The organism is Streptococcus dentapri (genome assembly GCF_042649885.1).
Classification (GTDB): domain Bacteria; phylum Bacillota; class Bacilli; order Lactobacillales; family Streptococcaceae; genus Streptococcus; species Streptococcus dentapri.
On the sequence record NZ_JBHSAC010000083.1, the window covers coordinates 1 to 17,716 of the forward strand.

Here is a 17,716-nt window from a genome sequence, read left to right on the forward strand (position 1 = left end):
ACTCCTGTTTCTAGTTTACTAGATTTCAACAGGAGTGTTTTTCTTCTGTCTCATGTTAGGGGGGCAGTGCCCTTTTGTCCCAGCCTCTTTCATAAATACCGTTTTATAAGGCTGTAACGGTCGCCGCAATTTCTGCTATCAAATCAACTTCTTTTAATTCAGTGACTTGAGCGATAACTTCTGATAAGGGTTTACTTGCTAGTAATTCCTCTAGTTCAACAGACTGAGGATCCGTTGGATCAGTATACTTAAAGACAAAGCCAACAGTCTTCAATAAATTATCATAAGACAAGCCACGTTCTTTAAGTTCACGAATCGGACGAATGAAACGTTCATCATAACCTAGTTTACGAATCGGAGTTCTAGCAACACGAGTGACATCATCAACAATGAAAGGATTTTCAAAACGAGAAATGATGATTTTATGATAGTCAACTAATTCCTTTTCGTCAAAGTCCCATTTTGCTATTAAGAGACTGCGGATTTCGGCTAGAACAGCTTCAACATTTGCTTTAACCCTTTCATTCTTGAGGGCTTCAAGAATTGTCTTAGCTCCATAGAAGGCTCCCGTATAGGCTGATGTAGCATGGCCTGAGTTGACAGAAAACAGTTTGCGTTCAATGAAAGGAGTCAGCTCTTTTTCATAATGAACACCTTCTAGTTTTAACTTTTTATTCTTCATACGATCAGTTTCCACAACCCATTCTTTAAAAGGTTCAACTACAACAAAGAGTGGATCTTCATGACTCTGAGCTGGGACGATCCGGTCAACTGCAGCATTTGGAAAGCCAACAAATTCCTCGGCATAAGCCAAGGCATTATCAGAAAGGTGTTTCTTAACTTCTTCCCAGAGAAACTGTGAGCCGCCAATCATATTCTCACAAGCCAAGACATCAATAGCCTGCTGGTTGCTAGCACTTTGACGCGCTTGAATACCTTGAGCAATCAGTTTCACAATCAGAGGCAGAATATTGGGGCCGATAGCGGTCGTAATGAGGTCCGCTTCAGCAATAGCTGCAACTACATCAGCAGGATTTTTACCATTGTTGATGCCCCGAACACCTGATACACTGATATGACGCTGACCATCTTCAGCAATCTCAATTTCATAACTATGGCGTTCATTCAAAGCATCAATGATAGCTTCATTGACATCCACAAAGGCAATCTCAAAATCATTTTCAAATAGAATTTCACCGATAAAACCCCGACCGATATTTCCAGCGCCAAAATGTACTGCTTTTTTCATTATATACTCCTTTTTATTCAACACTATTTAACAAACGAATGATGGCATCCTCAGACTGAGCATCCGCTAACTTAACAACATTATCAACATCCGCACAGAAGATCGAGATTTTTTGAATCATCTCCAAATGCTCATCGCCAATACCGGCTATACCAAAAAGAACGGTGGCAATCTGTCTGTCATCTTCTGTTCCAAAATTAACCCCTTGAGGAACCTGCACAACAGTGACACCTGTTTTAAGAACTTCTTTTTTGGCATCATCTGTTCCATGAGGAATTGCAATGAAGTTCCCCATATAAACCGATAATTCTTGATCACGGCGCACCATGGCATCGATATATTCAGGGTTGACGTAGCCACCATCAGCGAGCAGCTGACCGCAATAGCGGATAGCTGCTTCTTTATTGTCGAAGTGCTGATTGAGCTTTATCAGTGTTTTTTCAAATTCCATAGTTAATTCTCCAAATCTTTGATAGTTTCTGTAAAGATCTTATTTAGTAATTGGTAGATAATCGTTTGATTTCCAGTTTTGTAAATTTCCGTATAGAGATGATTTTCGATAATAGACTGACCAATGGCTGACATCAGGACCTTGGTTTCAGCTAAACTGTCCTCCTTGGTCAACATGACCAAAATTCTACTAACATCTTCAATTTCATGATTCATTGATGGAACACCAATTTTATGGGCCAACTGATAAACCATAAACTGACTCTTTTCGACTGTGTGAGATTGTGTATGTAATAGAGCCAGTCCCGTCTCAGGAATAGCAAAGGGGCTAATTTCAAAGCGCTGCAAAAGTTTCTCGATCAAATAGGCTTGATCCGAGATGGCCGGTAAGTCCGAGATAATCTCAGCCACTGTTTGCTTAAAAGATAAACTGTTATCCAGATAAAGTAGCTGGAATTGCTCTAGCAATTCCTGACTAGACTCTAGGTAGGCCTGCAAGTCTGGCTGACCTACAACTTCAATACTGCGTTCACGCTGCTGATTGTGGCGCAACTGAACGGCCTGCAAACGTTCCTGTAAGCGCAAAATTTCAGTCGTACTAGGATAGGCAGAAATAAGATCAATTTCCTCATGATCACTCGGACTAGTTGATAAAATATAGTCATACTGGTCAAGATAATCATTATTAAAATCCTCTAAGCGCTTGACCTGAACCGATTGGACAAAAGGAGCAACTGATTTAATCCTGGTCACCAAAAGTTCCACAGCTAAGGGGCGTTGATTCGTTAAAAGCAGAACCTGAATAGGGTAAATATCTGGACTGCGCCTGATACTTGAGGCAAAGTGCAGTGTTACCAGCTCATATTCAGCCTCATTTTGAATATAAGTCGCAAAGAGATCCTGCATCACTAAGCGGATAATTCGGTGAAGAAAATCATTTTGATAGGCGACTAGGTGAGCTGTGGAAGAAATTGATTCATCAGGAAAGAGGTAAGGGATAGCTAGGCTCAGACGCAAATGATGAAAGAGAAACTTAAAGAGAGTTTTGTCTTTAACAAAATTGATTTTGGTAAAGGATGATACCTTATCAATCAAATTAGTAACATTATAAAAATACTGACTATCGAAATTCTCCACATAAAGCGGATTTTCCTGACGTTTGATATAGAGTTCATCCAAAAGACCGGCCCAGTAGACGATTTCATTTGTACCGTAAGCCTGAGCAGTCAACTTAGAATAGCTGGCAAAGAGTTCTTGAGCTAATTCTAAGGACTGTTTACTAACATGAGCAATTGTCTTGGGCTGGCCAAATTTTTTAGACAGGGCTAAGAGAATGGTGAAAAACTGTAACAACTTAGGATCCATGTCCGGAATAAAAGTCTGGCAGTCTCTAAATGCCTTCCTAGCCTGCTTAAAAACCCCTAATAGATCATCTGCTACACGGTCTAACTTGCCTGACTTAAAATCAGCTGCCGAAAACATATGGGTCAACAAAACAGCCAGTAAATAACGATGTTGCTCTGTATCTAACAGTAGATGGTAACCCTGCTTACGCTCAAGTTTAACAGAAAAATCAACTAAACGCTGTTCAATAGCATTAATATCCTGAATGATGGTCACATTACTGACCATGAATTCTTCTTGGAAATAAGCATTGGTCAAGGGTTCTGTTGCCGTCAATAAAGCCAGGCAGATCAGATTGAGACGCTCGCTATGGCTATAGTCTTCCATACTATAGATAGAACTCAGTTTAGATAAATCCCCAGATAGTTCATACTTCTTCTGCTTTTTAAGCAGCTCAATCCCCACGGTATGAAGACTAGCCGTTAAATCCGTGATCGTGCGGTAGGCTGTTCGCTGGGATACAGCCAGAATCTTTTGAATATCAGCGACAGAAAGCCTGCCAGCATCCAGAAAAGCCTTAATTAATTTTTCTTCACGTTTAGTAAAAATCATAACTTTATTATATTACTTTTAACTACTTTACGTAAAATCGGGCTATTTATGCATACGTTTGGCCATCTTATCGTATTCAGGTGTTGTGACCAAACTATCAACGATTAAGAATTGTGCATTAGGAGCAAACCGTTGAGCCTCAGTTTGATTGGCAATCGTAGTGACAACAAGAATATTCTTAGCATTGAAATGACCTAGATTTTCATTAGCTGCCTTAGAAATTGGTATCCCGATTTCATGATTCTTAAAGATGAGCTCCAGAGTTGCTTGTCCCATGGTTGCTGAGCCTTCAGCTTTTGCGTGAGCAAATACAACTTCATCAATATAATTTAAGTCAACATCAACAGTAACCCCCGTAGTATCTGTCTCAGCTGTTCGAGTATCTGATCGGTTTTCACCTACTAGCTGACTGACAATATCATCATATTTAGGCGTTGCCAAGAAATTATCAACAGTTACATGAACTGCACTTGGGGTGCGTTCAGCAGCACGTGCTGCTAACTCTTCCTGCGTTACAATTAGAGTGTCTTGGGTATCTGTTAGGTTTGAAATAGCCTTATTTGATACTGGAATATCAAGACCAGCCTTTTTCACCTTATCACGAAGAATAGAAGCGCCCATGGCTGAGCTACCCATACCCGCATCACAAGCAAAGATGATTTGAACAACATTTGCAGGTGAAATAGTTTCACTCAGCACCGCTGAAGCTGCTCCCTTAGACTGTGCTTTAGCTGTTTGCGTTGCAGCTTGTGCTTCTTCTAGCGAATCGCCCTCAGACTTATCTGTTTTAAGAATGACGGCTGCTACTAGAAAGGAAGCAAGAGCGGCTGTCATAACACCAGTCAAAACGCTCATATGGGCTCCAAGTCCCTTAGGAGCCATCCCCATAATAGCAATGATAGATCCTGGTGAAGCAGGGGCTGTCAGACCAGCACCAAGAGCTTGAAAAGTGAAGGTTCCAGTAAGACCACCAGCAATAACAGCTAAGAACATAGCTGGCTTCATCATAACGTAAGGGAAGTAAATTTCATGAATACCACCAAAGAAATGGATAATCATAGCTCCCCAAGATGAAGATTTAGCTGCCCCCTTACCAAAGAGAGCATAGGCTAGCAAGACACCAAGACCTGGGCCAGGATTAGCTTCAAGTAAGAAAAGAACTGATTTACCAACTTCAGCAACCTGTTCTGTACCTAATGGTGTGAAAATACCATGATTCAAGGCATTGTTCAGGAATAGAATCTTGGCTGGTTCAATAATCAGATTAGCCAATGGCAGTAAGTGAACCTTGACAATAGCTTCTACACCGATACCAACCCATTCTGTCAGTTGAGCAACAACTGGACCGATGATGAAGAAGGCAAGTACCATCAAAATAAAACCAATTAAACCGAGTGAAAAATTGTTGACCAACATTTCAAAACCAGTCTTAATTTTGGGTTGAATTTTTTCATCAAATTTTTTCAAAAGCCAGGCTGACAAAGGGCCCATAATCATAGCACCGATGAACATCGTGACAGATGAACCTGCAATAGCACCAAATGAGGCAATAGCACCAATGACACCACCTCGTTGCTTGTGGACATTATAACCACCCGTATAGCCAATTAAAAGGGGTAAAACATATTTTAGCATTGGCCCAACAACATTGGTATCCAAATCACTATTTGGTAAATAACCTGTGGCAATGAAAAGTGAGGCCGCCACACCCCAAGCAATGAAAGCCCCAATATTAGGCATAACCATGTTAGAAAGTGCAGTTCCTAATTTTTGAATTCTGACTTTCAAAGAATTACCATTTCCCATGAAAATTCCTCCTTTTCTATGAGTTTATTATAAAATAATTCTTTTTGCCACAACACTCAAATTTTGGCAAAAAAAAATTGTCATTCTATTTGATAACTTAAATTAGATGTCCTGCAATTATTTCAGTAAAAGAGCATTTTATCTTTAAAAATGGTAATAAAAATGGCTCTATCACTATCTGTAGTGGATAAATCTCCTTCAGATATTATAGGTCCTCTTGACTGTATGAAAAAAAAGTCCCATATGACTTATAATGAAAAGCTCTAAACAACTCATTAGAAAGACTCATATGGAACTTCTTAAGAATACCACAGATTTAATCGGATTGAAAGATAAACATATCAAAATCTTGTTTGTCTTACAACACCAAACCCATATTGAAATACAAGCTAAACTGGACTATCAAGCGCCTGACTGTCCTTATTGTCAGGCCAGCATGATTAAATACGACTTTCAGAAAGCGTCAGCTATCCCTATCCTTGATATTCAAGGTAGGCCCTCTGTTATAAAGCTCAAAAAGCGCCACTTTCAGTGCAAGGATTGTCGCAGAGTGGCGGTGTCTGAGACACCTCTCGTTCAGAGAAACTGTCAGATTTCCAAGCCTGTCTGGCCTAAAATCACACAGCTTCACACAGAGAAGGTGAATGACTCCGCTATCGCCAAAGAAACTTCACATTTCCGTCTCTGCCGTTCAGAGAAAGCTAGCACAATTCACCTTCAAAGAGGACTTCTCCAAACTTCTTAAAGTTTTGAGTTGGGATGAATTCTCACGAAATAAGGCCAAAATCGCTTTCACATCATCCAGCACTTAAGCCGAGCTATGATGACCACCAGAATTGCCATTATGAAGAGCTTTGAAAAGAAGTCGCTGCCCTATCGGGCGATGAAAAATCATTGGCGTCTTCTCCACAAGGACAGCCGAAAACTTTCTGACAAGGCCTTCTATTCACGAACTTTTAGGCAAACCTTAACACCTCGTGAGATTGTCGATAGAACTTTAGCTTTCTCTGATGAACGTCGCTTTTTATTATGAGCTTTATCAACTCCCGCTCTTCCATTTTCAAGAAAAACGGACAACTCAATTTTTTGGACTGATTGAAAACCATTTGAACTGTGTCAATCAGCACTTGTCAACCGTCTTCAAAACCTTTCTGAAATACGAAGCTTACATTACAAATGCTCTTAACCTAACTTATTCTAACGCTAAACTGAAAGCAACCAACAAGGTCATCAAGGACATCAAACGCCAAGCTTTTAGTTTTCGAAACTTCAAAAACTTTAAAACTAAAATTCTCCTCGCTTTGAACAGGCAAAAAGAGAGAACCAATCTGATTCTCTCTCACATTTAGTTATAGGTCACCCACTACAGTTGACAAAGAGCTAATATTCACTGACTAATTTTAGTCTTCTTTGCGTTTACGGCTTCCAAGCAAGGTCAATGCTGAGAAGGCAACGATTCCTGCACCGAATGCTGCTACACCATAGCTGTTAGTTTCACCTGTTGAAGGGAGAGCTTGAGCTTTAGCAGGTTCTTGAGAAGGAGCTGGCGTTTCAGACTTAGCTGTAGCGACAGTTGTCTTCTCAGGAGTAGGTGCTTTTGGTGTTGCTGGCACTTCTGGCGCTGTTGGAGTAGTTGGTGTTGTTGGAGTTTCCGGTGGTGTTGTTGGTTCTTCCGGAGTTTCCGGCGTTGGAGTTTCTGGCTCTTCCGGAGTTTCAGGTGTTGGAGTTTCTGGCTCTTCCGGAGTAGTAGCTGTCGTTCTCACAATAGCTTTATTGTAGTTGACACTTACAGCTGACAACTTAGGCATTTCTGGTTCTTCTGGAGCTGGGCCTGGTTCCTGCGTTGCAAACGAGTTAACTGCAAACCAGATAGCTGTTGGAACTTCCGCATTGTTACCTTCAGCTGAAATAGTGAATGGCTCACCAGAATAAGTCATAGCGGCTGCACCGTAAACTGATGAAGCAGTACGTTTTTCACCGTCATTATTGATTTTATCCCAACCATCTTCTCCATCACCATTGATTTCAGCACCATTGGCTACATATTGATTTTCAGTTGGAGAGTAAATAGCACCATCTGCATTAAGATTAATAGATGAATCGTTAAATTTAACAAACTTACTATCACCGATATTAAGAACTTTCTCAACGTGATCACCGTATTCAGTAGTCCAGTGATTAAGTGAAGATAAGCTCAATACAGAGTTGTTATCAGACAAGTTGATAAGGTTACCATTTTCATCATAGAACTTGATGTGAATATCAACTTGGATCTTCTTAGATGCATCATCTGATGTTTGCGCACCGATAAAGATAGTCTTGGTTGGGTCATGGTAAAGTTTTGCAATAGCAGTACCATCATCGCTAGTAGTATCTATCAAAGTGTAAGTTGCGACAGCTTTAGTAATTTTAGTCCCAAGATAATCAGAATTTTCAAGGTTAGTGTAAGTTGCTGTAACGGTATCACCAACGTTCATCTTGAACCACGCATCTTCAGTTGAAGCGTATGGGTTTTCTGATGTGAAATCTTCTTCTGGATACTTATCAGTATTGAATTGTTGAAGAATTTCATCTTGTACGTGTTGTTCTTGAGCTTCTTTAGTCACATATTGATCAACGCCATCGATAGTAACAACAGCATTTGGTTCATTGTTGTAAATGAGACCTTTAACAACCTCTGCATTTTCAGGACTTACCAAAGCTTTAACTTTTTCTTGATAATCGTTGTAAGCTTTAACTTTTTCGTCATAAGCAGCCTTATCAGCGATATACTTTTCTTGTGCAGCATTATAGTTAGCTAATTTTTCTTTATAATCAGCTACATCTTTTTGATACTGGTCCAAAGTATTTTGGATAGCTTCTGCTTGCACTTTATTAGCTGCATCAGCTTCTTCGACCGTATCATAAACTTTAGTTTCGTTTTCAGTAATGGTTACTGGAGGAACAACAACTGATGAATTTGTTGAATTAGCATCCTGCTTACCAGAGTTATTATTACTGTCTTGGTCTACTTTTCCTGATTGATTATTAGTTTCATTGTAGCTATTGACACTGGCAACAGCAGAATTAAGTTCTGGCGATGTTACTTCCGACGTTGTTGTTGTAGTATTACCTTCAGTAGTTTGATCAATAACCTTAACTTGAGGTCCCGACTGAGCTACTTCAGTAGTTTGATCAGTACCAGCAGTATTGGTATTGACATCTGTTACTTCATCAGCAGCTACTTGTGTCGCTGCAAATGATGCTACAGCCAAACCACTAAGAAGTGAGTACTGTTGCAATTTCTTCTTTCCCATTTTAATAACCCTTCTTTGATTATAAAGATTTAGTAAATATTACAAAGTTATTTTATGTATACAACATTTACTATGTTAAACAGTGTAACAAAATGGTTATAAAAAATCAAACCAATCTAGCTCATGCAGCTCTTTAATAAAAAAAATAAATATTTTTGTATTTTTTAAGTAACCTTATTAATATTTGTGTAATTTTTCTGTTATTATGTGATTGCTCTTGCAACTTCTTCACTTGTCATGCCTGAGAAATAGCGAGAAATATCCACTGTTTTAAGTTTTTCGAGAACATCACTATATTCATACCTACACCCCAGAAGAAGACTTTCAATAGCATCAACATCTAACACACCAAAAAAGTCCCCGTAGATTTTAAGTGCTTTAATGGTAGAGTTTTCTACCTTGGCATAGGTATTAATCTTTCCAGCACTATAGCGAACATTGCGTTCAATGGTGTACTCGGGGGCTGCTCCATAAGTCCAATCCCAAGTATTAAATTGCTCCTCATAGGACTTCTGGATTTTAGTCAGGTCATCTTCGGTTAAAATATATTCTGTCATATCCGGATAAAGCTCTTTCATTTTATCTAGGATTCTATCAGAAAATTCCTCTACACTTATCGTTTCAGGTAATTCATTTAAAATATTGGTCACACGAGCACGAACTGATTTAACTCCTTTGGATTCAATCTTATCCTTGCTGACTTTGAGAGCATTCCCCAAAACTGTCATATCCACGTCAAAAAGTAAACAACCGTGGTGCATCATACGTCCCTTATAATAGGCTTGTGCATTTCCACAAATCTTTTTACCATCAATCTCAAGATCATTGCGACCAGAAAATTCTGCTGCAACTCCAAAATCGGCTAGAGTGGCAATCACGGGTTGTGAGAAGGTTTTAAAATCAAAAGCTCCTTCATCGGTCTTATTAGAAATGATAGTGTAGTTGAGATTGTTACGATCGTGATATACAGCTCCACCGCCTGACAAACGGCGAACAACTTTGATACCATGATCATCAGTATAGGCTTTATTGATTTCTTGAATAGCATTTTGATGTTTGCCGATAATGATTGCCGGATCGTTGATCCAGAGGATGAAAAGTTCATCCTCGTCTGTAAGCTCACGAAAAGCATATGCTTCCAAGGCAACATTGTAAGCAGGATTGTGTGATTTATTAACAATATATTTCATCGGTAACTTCCTTTATCTGTAATCTAATTTAAATATTGTCACTATTTAAAGATAATTTAGGCAATTATCATATTAAAAAGAAAAGAGCTCAAAAGCACTATTATATGAACTCTCTTCCTACTGTATGTATTTTCACATAGCAATAGATTTTATTTTGGAACTTATTTACGTTTTGGTGGATTATGAATAGCCTCGCCCAAAGTATCTGCAAAAGCTTCATACATGTTTTCTGAGAAGGTCGGATGACCATGAATGGATAGCAGCACTTCATCTACTGTCAGTTCATTTTCCATAATGGTAGAGGCTTCATTAATCAATTCAGCCGCTGCTGGACCGATAATATGTACACCAAGAATCTCACGATATTTACTGTCAGCAATAACTTTTACAAATCCTTGGGCTTCGTTTGAAGCGATAGCACGACCATTGCCAGCGAAGCTAGACTTACCAACTAAAATGTTACCGTATTTTGCTCGTGCTTCTTCCTCTGTGAGACCGACCATGGCAACTTCTGGGTGGGTATAAACAGCTGCTGGAGTAAAATCCAAATGAGCCTTACGTGTATTCCCCCACAGAGCGTTTTCGGCTGCAATTTCTCCCATGCGGAAGGCTGCGTGGGCTAGCATACGTCTGCCATTGACATCCCCTGGAGCATAGATCCCAGAAATAGATGTTTCCTGATAATCATTAACCTTGATGCGACCACCTTCCATATCAAGATTAAGTTTTTCAAGACCATTCATCTGTGGGACACGCCCGATTGAAAGCAGGGCCTTTTCCGCAATCACTTCTTCACCGCTATTCAATTTGAGGGTTAGCTGATTATTGTCTTCGATAATGTCTTCAACACCTACAGAAGTTTTAATTTTCATACCCTTTTTAATCAGACTTTTTTGCAATTCTGCCGAGACTTCTTTATCCATGGCCGGAATAATACGGTCAGCCATTTCAATGACAGTCACTTCAACACCATAAGACGCCCAGACAAGTCCTAGTTCAATACCAACAACACCGCCACCCATGACAGCTAATGATTTAGGCATCTCGCGTAAATCAAGAATATCATCTGAAGTTAGTACCAATTTAGAATCAATACCCGGAATATTGATACGGGAAACTTTTGAGCCTGTTGCCAAAATAATCTTATGTCCCTTAATTGTGTCAGATCCAATAACGACTGTCTTATCAGGGTTGACTGTACCAAGGCCGTGGAAAATAGTCACTTTATTAGCCCTTAGCAGTCCACGAACGCCGCTAGTTAAAGTTCTAACAACAGAATTTTTAAACTCAACTGTTTTGTCCATATCAATGCTATAATTTGTTGAAGCTAGGTTGATACCACGACTTGCAGCAATTTTCAAATTATCAAGAATTTCAGCATTCTTCAAATAGGTCTTGGTTGGGATACAGCCAACATTCAAACATGTACCACCGAATTCTGATTTCTCAACAATAGCGACCTTAGCACCAAGCTGAGCGGCACGAATGGCAGCATAGTAACCTGCAGGCCCGCCACCTACAACAACTAAATCGTATTCATCATCAGCTAAAGAGGCTTCAGCAGCGACTGACACTGCTTGTTCAGGAGCTTTTGGCACCTGCATTCCAGCAGCTTCAAGATTGGCGGTTGCCTCCGCCGCTTCTGGATCAGAGGCTGGGGGCGCTTGGGTATTAGTTGCAATTTCCTCACCTGCTGCTCCGATATAGCCGATAACTTCAGTTACAGGAACGGCATCACCTGCAGGATGGACAATCTTCAAAAGTACACCTGAATCTTCAGCTTCCAATTCCATGTTGGTCTTGTCAGACATGATTTCAAGCAGGATATCACCTTCATTAACAGTATCACCTTCCTGCTTTTTCCACTCAATTATTTCACCCTCGGCCATATCAACACCGAGCTTGGGCATTATTATTTCAAAAGCCATAATATGATATTAAGAACATCAATGCAACAGAAATAAGCTAACCTATTCCAGCATTCAGTTCGGGATTGAGGTCACCGAACTTGTTCTTTCCTTTCTGTTTGTTTTATAACTTTTATTGTGATTTATCGTTCAGTCTTTAATTAGATAAGTAGCTCCATAGGATTTTCCAGTAAGTTTTTCAAATCAACCATAAATTTAGCACCATTCATCCCGTCAACAATGCGGTGGTCAATGGTTAGGCAGAGTTGCATAATCGGACGGACAACAATTTCATCATCAATAACAACTGGTGTTTGAACTGTTGCTGCTACTCCCAGAATTGCTGAATTAGGTTGGTTGATAATGGGATTGAAAGACTTGGTGCCAAACATTCCTAGGTTGGTTATTGAGAAGGTTGAACCGGACATTTCTGCTGCTTTGAGCTTGCCGGACTGGGCTTTTTTGATGACATCCTTAGAAGCTACAACAAATTCTGACAGGCTCATTTGCTCTGCCCCATGAACAACTGGAACAATCAAGCCTTCATCTAAGCCAACAGCAATCCCTAGATTGACAAACCGATGCAGTTCAATATCTTTGGCATCGTTAATCAGAGAAGCATTTAGATAGCGATGCTCTGGTTTCATCAGAGTACGAACAACAGCCAAGCCAATCAAGTCAGTGAATGTGACCTTAAGATCTGTTTTATTCATGATAGGCTCAAGCACTTGTTTACGTAAGGCCATAAGATTAGTCATATCAATATCATAATTGAGAGTAAAGGTTGGTGCTGTCAGGTAAGAATTGGTCATCCCTTTGGCGATAGCCTTACGCATGGCACTCATCGGAACAACTTCAACACCTGCCGATAATTCAGCCTGAATAATGTCTGATTCTGGTGCAGCCAGCCCTGAAGCTGCTTGTGTCATGGCCAGAACATCCGCCTTAGTAATCTTACCACCGATACCGCTACCGGTTACTGTATTGATATCAAGTTCTTGATCAATTGCAATTTTGCGAGCCAGAGGCGTTACTTTAGGCTGGGCATTCTTAAAGTTTTCAACATCATCTCGATGAATGCGCCCTTTCGCTCCTGTACCATTTACCTCTCTTAGATTAATACCTTCTGCTTCTGCCAGTTTGCGAGCTGCTGGAGTAGCGCGGATCTTACCATCAGTTTGTGAATTTTTAGACTGTGCAGGCTCAAAAGAAGACCGTAGAGTGATTGAACTTGATCCGGCTGAATTCGGTTGATCCTCTATCGCCTCTGCTACTTGGGAATTTAGAGTCGTTGTTCCTGTAGGAATCTCTTCTCCTACCGCTCCGATATAACCGACAACTTCAGTCACCGGGACAGTATCACCTGCTGGGTGAATGATTTTCAAAAGCACACCTGAATCTTCGGCTTCCAATTCCATGTTGGTCTTGTCAGACATGATTTCAAACAGGATATCACCTTCTTGAACCGTGTCTCCTTCCTGTTTTTTCCACTCGATGATTTCACCTTCGGCCATATCAACGCCGAGCTTGGGCATTATTATTTCAAAAGCCATAATATGATACCTAGAGTAAAAGAAACATGGAAACTAATCTTTCACCGGTTGAAGCGTATATCAAGCAGTGAAAATCAGTTTGTACTCTTTTGCTCTTTATGTCACCTTTCTTTTCTTGTTTTTAGGATTGGACCTAGCATTAGGTCTCCTTTCCGACTGATTTTTAGAATGACTTAGTTGCCTTTATTAACCATTTGATAGATGGAGGCTTTGATTTCCTCAACGTCAGGTAAGATACCTTGTTCAAGCACGCGCGCGTAAGGCACTGGGACATCTGCACTAGCCAAGCGTACAATAGGATAATCAAGATAATCAAAGGCTTCGCTTTCAGTCACTCTCGCAGCAATTTCGCCAATGAAACCACCTGTTTTATAAGCATCATTAACTAACATTAATTTACCGGTTTTCTTGACGGAATCGATAATTAATTCTTCATCCAGCGGAATCAGAGTACGTGGGTCAACTACTTCGACATTGATACCATCTGCAACAACTTCATCTGCAGCTTGAAGAACACGCTCCAGCATACGACCGTAGGATACGATGGTTAAATCACTACCTTGACGTTTGATATCTCCCTTGCCTAATGGGATATAGAAATCTGGGTCCTGATTAACCTCTTCTTTTTTACCGTAGAGAGCTTTGGGCTCCATGAAAACGACAATATTATCATCCTGAATAGCCGATTTAAGCAAGCCCTTAGCTTCATTAGCATTACCCGGAGCAACTACTTTGATGCCTGGAATATGGGTCAACCAAGCCTCTAGAGATTGAGAATGTTGAGCAGCCGATCCGATTCCCGAACCCGAGGCCACACGGAAGGTCACTGGAGTTTTGAGACCACCACCAAACATATAATTATTCTTGGCACCATTATTGACAATAGCGTCTAGCGCAATAGTCAGAAAGTCCATAAAGGTTATATCAACGATAGGGCGTAAACCTGTAATTGCTGCCCCGATAGCCGATCCAGCAATAGCAGCTTCTGAAATAGGGGTATCTTTGACACGCTTTGGACCAAATTCTTCAAACATACCAACAGAAGTCCCGAAGTCGCCACCATAAATACCGACATCTTCCCCCATCAGAAATATCTTTTCGTCTTTGCGCATTTCTTCGGTCATGGCTAAATTAACAGCTTCACGCAGTGCCATCTTTTTAGTTTCTGTCATGATTTTCTCCTAGTCTTATTTACAGTCTGAATACATATCGTACTTTAAAAATACAGCTTTAGTCAGCCCAAACATCTTCAAAGGCGACTGAAAGCTCTGGATCTGGACTATTTTGTGCAAATTCATAGGCTGCATCTATTTCTTGAACAACTTGATCATGGATAACATCCAGTTCTTCAGTTGTGAGGTCAGAATTTTCAGCTAAGTAGTTGCGAAAGTTCAACAGCGGATCTTTCTTCTTCCAGCTATCTACCTCTTCCTTGCTGCGGTACTTCCCAGCGTCTGCCGTTGAATGACCAAACCAGCGGTAAGATTCTACTTCGATGATTGCAGGACCCTCGCCAGAGCGAACATGTTCGACAACCTTTGCCATCTTATCATAAACAGCAATCACATCATTACCATCCTCAACATAGTAACCCGGAATACCATATGCTTCTGCTCGAGTATAAAGGTGAGGGGTATTGGTTGCTTTGGTAATGTCCATAGAAATACCATAGCGGTTATTGATGATAAAGAAAATTATTGGCAACTTCCAAGTGGCTGCCAGATTGACAGATTCATGGAAGGAGCCTTCATTGGTTGCACCATCACCCGAAAAAGCGACAACAATGTTGCCTGTTTCATTGTATTGCTGAGTCAGAGCCGCACCAGTAGCTAGGGCATAACCTCCACCTACAATACCATTGGTACCATAGTTCCCCTTCTCAAAGTCAGCTAAGTGCATGGAACCTCCGCGTCCCTTAGAGACACCAGTAACCTTGCCAGCCAACTCCGCCATCATGCGATTTAAATCCATATCTTTAGCAATAGATTGCCCATGACCACGGTGATTAGAGAAAATGATATCATCGTAAGTCAAATGTGCCATGGCTCCCACACTAGCAGCTTCTTCTCCAACAGAAAAGTGCGTCATCCCTTGGACAAATCCGCGACGGACTAATTTATTGATACGCATATCGAACTCACGAATACGCTCCATTTTTAAATACAATTCTAAGTATTGGTCTTTAGATAATTGTGCCATAACGACCTCCAAAAAGATTTTATCCTCTTTTATTTTATCCTAAAATTTCACAAACAGCAAACAAGAAGTTTATTGATATTAAAAGGATGAAAAGGGTTATAAAGTAAATTTTGAAGGTTTTTTCACAAACTTAAAATCCCCATTAACGCAAAAAACGTCTTAATGGGGATTTTATCGAGTTATAAGCCAACTTGATTATTTAAGGTTTCCCATTCTGTCATTAGATAATCTTGCTCTTGAGTGAGACTATCTAATTTGGATTGTAATTCTACGAGCCAAATAGCATCGTTGGTTTGAAGCATTTCTTCCGAAATTTCCGCTTCTTGCTGCTCTAAGTCTTCTAACTCTTGTTCAATCTGTTTAATCCGACGGGTTAATTTTCTTAGTTCTTTTTGATTGGCCTTTTGCATCTGATAGTCATTGACATTATCTAGTGAACTAGACATGGCTGTATCCTGCTTATCTTCCTGCTTGGGCAACTCTAGAAATTCTTCTTGTTCAGCCTTTTTTTCCAGATAATAGTCATAATCACCCAGATAGAGGGTGGAGCCTTGGTCAGAAATTTCCAAGACCTTGGTTGCAACACGGTTGATAAAATAGCGGTCATGACTGACAAACAAAAGTGTCCCATCAAAATCAATCAGGGCATTTTCTAGGACCTCCTTGCTATCGATATCTAAGTGATTGGTCGGCTCATCCAGAATTAAAAAATTATCATTTTCCATGGATAATTTAGCCAGCAGCAAACGTGCTCGCTCACCACCTGATAGCATGGCAACACTCTTTTTGACATCATCACCCGAAAAGAGAAAGGCTCCGAGACGATTGCGAATTTCTACTTCTGGTATCGTCGGAAAGTCATTCCAGAGTTCATCAAGAACAGTATTGGTCCTCGTTAAATGGCTCTGCCCTTGATCGTAATACCCAACCTCAACATTCGCTCCATAGCTGGCTTGACCTTTGATGAAAGGAATTTGACCAACAATTGATTTAACTAAAGTAGATTTCCCAATCCCATTAGGACCAACAATGGCAATAGCATCGAATTTTTTGACATCCAAATTGATAGGCTCTGCCAACACTTGACCATCATAGCCAATAGCTGCATCGCTTACTATTAAGACGACACTTCCCGACGGTTTACCGGCTTGAAAAGTCATGTGAGCTGATTTGGAAGAAGTTTGCGGTTGATCCAGACGCTCCATTTTTTCCAACTGTTTACGTCTAGCTTGAGCTCTTTTGGTCGTTGAAGCCCGCACGATATTTCTTTGGACAAAATCTTCTAGCTTGGCGATTTTTTTAGCCTGCTTCTCATAGGCCTTAGCTTCTGTTGCTAGGCGCTCAGCCTTGGCATCCATAAAGCCTGAGTAATTTCCAACATAACGATCCAATGAATGGGGAGTCAAGTCATAAGTTATCGTAGCGACCTTATCAAGGAAATAACGGTCGTGACTGACGATAATCAGAGCGCCTGAATAGTTGACCAAGTAATTTTCCAACCAGGCAATAGTGTCGATATCTAAATGATTGGTCGGCTCATCTAGCACCAAAAGTTCAGGCTTTTCCAACAACATCTTAGCTAAGGCCAATCGAGTATTTTGGCCACCCGATAAATCCGAGATTGGCATCTGCCACATGCTTTCATCAAATTTAAAGCCATTCAAAATAGACTTAATATTCGCTTCATAGGTGAAACCACCCTGAGCACGAAAAATCTCTGATAACTGATCATAATCCTGCATGAGTTTATCTAGCTCTGAACCAGATAAATTGCCCATCTGTATTTCCATATCTCGCAGACGTTTTTCCTGCTGACGCAAGTCATCAAATACTCTTAGCATACCATCAAAAACTGTATCATCTGATTCAAAACGACTGTCCTGGGACAGATAAGATAGACTGAGATCACGTTTAGTATTAATTTGACCAGAAGTTGGAATTTCTTCTCCAACTAGAATTTTTAAAAGTGTTGATTTGCCAGCCCCATTGCGTCCAACTAGGGCAATGCGATCCTTCTCATCCACTTGAATATTAATATTGTCAAAAAGAGTATCTCCAGAAAAGGAGCGCTCAATTTTATTTCCTTGCAAAATAATCATAATCTTATTAT

Annotated in this window: 11 protein-coding genes and 1 pseudogene; 1 reads left to right on the plus strand and 11 read right to left on the minus strand. The window is 40.3% G+C overall.

Features of this window, described 5'->3' with window-relative positions; translation table 11 throughout:
* Window positions 1-103: 103 nt before the first annotated feature.
* Genes ACFOSE_RS09290 through ACFOSE_RS09305 form a run of 4 tightly spaced genes read right to left on the minus strand, consistent with a single transcriptional unit; the run spans window position 104 to window position 5,461 of the window.
* On the minus strand, window positions 104-1,249 hold the full coding sequence (locus tag ACFOSE_RS09290; RefSeq protein WP_380432699.1) for a mannitol-1-phosphate 5-dehydrogenase: 1,146 nt from the start codon (window positions 1,247-1,249) through the stop codon (window positions 104-106).
* A 13-nt stretch (window positions 1,250-1,262) separates the two neighbouring features.
* Window positions 1,263-1,700, minus strand: a complete 438-nt coding sequence (locus ACFOSE_RS09295; protein ID WP_380432701.1) for a PTS sugar transporter subunit IIA — start codon at window positions 1,698-1,700, stop codon at window positions 1,263-1,265.
* Between the two features lie 2 nt (window positions 1,701-1,702).
* A complete protein-coding gene (locus tag ACFOSE_RS09300; RefSeq protein WP_380432703.1) occupies window positions 1,703-3,655 on the minus strand; it encodes a BglG family transcription antiterminator in 1,953 nt (650 codons plus the stop codon).
* 42 nt (window positions 3,656-3,697) lie between these two features.
* A complete protein-coding gene (locus ACFOSE_RS09305; protein WP_380432705.1) occupies window positions 3,698-5,461 on the minus strand; it encodes a PTS mannitol-specific transporter subunit IIBC in 1,764 nt (587 codons plus the stop codon).
* Between the two features lie 289 nt (window positions 5,462-5,750).
* On the opposite strand from ACFOSE_RS09305, the pseudogene ACFOSE_RS09310 reads away from it, so the two are divergent.
* Window positions 5,751-6,810 (plus strand): annotated as a pseudogene (locus ACFOSE_RS09310) (transposase).
* Between the two features lie 51 nt (window positions 6,811-6,861).
* On the opposite strand, the gene ACFOSE_RS09315 reads toward ACFOSE_RS09310, so the two are convergent.
* The 7 genes from ACFOSE_RS09315 to ACFOSE_RS09345 all read right to left on the minus strand — a co-directional run bounded on the left by ACFOSE_RS09315 (window position 6,862) and on the right by ACFOSE_RS09345 (window position 17,705).
* Window positions 6,862-8,757, minus strand: coding sequence for a GbpC/Spa domain-containing protein (locus tag ACFOSE_RS09315; protein ID WP_380432707.1), 1,896 nt, complete (start codon window positions 8,755-8,757; stop codon window positions 6,862-6,864).
* Window positions 8,758-8,960: 203 nt separating this feature from the next.
* A complete protein-coding gene (locus tag ACFOSE_RS09320; RefSeq protein WP_380432709.1) occupies window positions 8,961-9,947 on the minus strand; it encodes a lipoate--protein ligase in 987 nt (328 codons plus the stop codon).
* 161 nt (window positions 9,948-10,108) lie between these two features.
* Window positions 10,109-11,875, minus strand: coding sequence for a dihydrolipoyl dehydrogenase (lpdA, locus tag ACFOSE_RS09325; protein ID WP_380432711.1), 1,767 nt, complete (start codon window positions 11,873-11,875; stop codon window positions 10,109-10,111).
* 140 nt (window positions 11,876-12,015) lie between these two features.
* The gene (locus ACFOSE_RS09330) at window positions 12,016-13,407 is read right to left on the minus strand and encodes a dihydrolipoamide acetyltransferase (RefSeq protein WP_380432713.1); all 1,392 of its coding nucleotides are present in this window, start codon (window positions 13,405-13,407) and stop codon (window positions 12,016-12,018) included.
* 173 nt (window positions 13,408-13,580) lie between these two features.
* Window positions 13,581-14,579, minus strand: a complete 999-nt coding sequence (locus ACFOSE_RS09335) for an alpha-ketoacid dehydrogenase subunit beta (RefSeq protein ID WP_380432715.1) — start codon at window positions 14,577-14,579, stop codon at window positions 13,581-13,583.
* Between the two features lie 58 nt (window positions 14,580-14,637).
* Entirely contained in the window at window positions 14,638-15,606 is a 969-nt protein-coding gene (locus tag ACFOSE_RS09340; RefSeq protein ID WP_380432717.1) for a thiamine pyrophosphate-dependent dehydrogenase E1 component subunit alpha, read from the minus strand.
* 179 nt (window positions 15,607-15,785) lie between these two features.
* Complete coding sequence (locus ACFOSE_RS09345; RefSeq protein ID WP_380432719.1) at window positions 15,786-17,705, minus strand: ABC-F family ATP-binding cassette domain-containing protein; 1,920 nt, start codon at window positions 17,703-17,705, stop codon at window positions 15,786-15,788.
* Window positions 17,706-17,716 lie beyond the last annotated feature (11 nt).

What these genes read in the sequence shown, in the direction of transcription:
- ACFOSE_RS09345 (WP_380432719.1), bottom strand. Translation starts at nt 17,705, where the DNA reads ATGATTATTTTGCAAGGAAATAAAATTGAGCGCTCCTTTTCTGGAGAT.
- ACFOSE_RS09300 (WP_380432703.1), bottom strand. Translation starts at nt 3,655, where the DNA reads ATGATTTTTACTAAACGTGAAGAAAAATTAATTAAGGCTTTTCTGGAT.
- ACFOSE_RS09320 (WP_380432709.1), bottom strand. Translation starts at nt 9,947, where the DNA reads ATGAAATATATTGTTAATAAATCACACAATCCTGCTTACAATGTTGCC.
- ACFOSE_RS09330 (WP_380432713.1), bottom strand. Translation starts at nt 13,407, where the DNA reads ATGGCTTTTGAAATAATAATGCCCAAGCTCGGCGTTGATATGGCCGAA.
- ACFOSE_RS09315 (WP_380432707.1), bottom strand. Translation starts at nt 8,757, where the DNA reads ATGGGAAAGAAGAAATTGCAACAGTACTCACTTCTTAGTGGTTTGGCT.
- ACFOSE_RS09295 (WP_380432701.1), bottom strand. Translation starts at nt 1,700, where the DNA reads ATGGAATTTGAAAAAACACTGATAAAGCTCAATCAGCACTTCGACAAT.
- ACFOSE_RS09305 (WP_380432705.1), bottom strand. Translation starts at nt 5,461, where the DNA reads ATGGGAAATGGTAATTCTTTGAAAGTCAGAATTCAAAAATTAGGAACT.
- lpdA (WP_380432711.1), bottom strand. Translation starts at nt 11,875, where the DNA reads ATGGCTTTTGAAATAATAATGCCCAAGCTCGGTGTTGATATGGCCGAG.
- ACFOSE_RS09335 (WP_380432715.1), bottom strand. Translation starts at nt 14,579, where the DNA reads ATGACAGAAACTAAAAAGATGGCACTGCGTGAAGCTGTTAATTTAGCC.
- ACFOSE_RS09340 (WP_380432717.1), bottom strand. Translation starts at nt 15,606, where the DNA reads ATGGCACAATTATCTAAAGACCAATACTTAGAATTGTATTTAAAAATG.
- ACFOSE_RS09290 (WP_380432699.1), bottom strand. Translation starts at nt 1,249, where the DNA reads ATGAAAAAAGCAGTACATTTTGGCGCTGGAAATATCGGTCGGGGTTTT.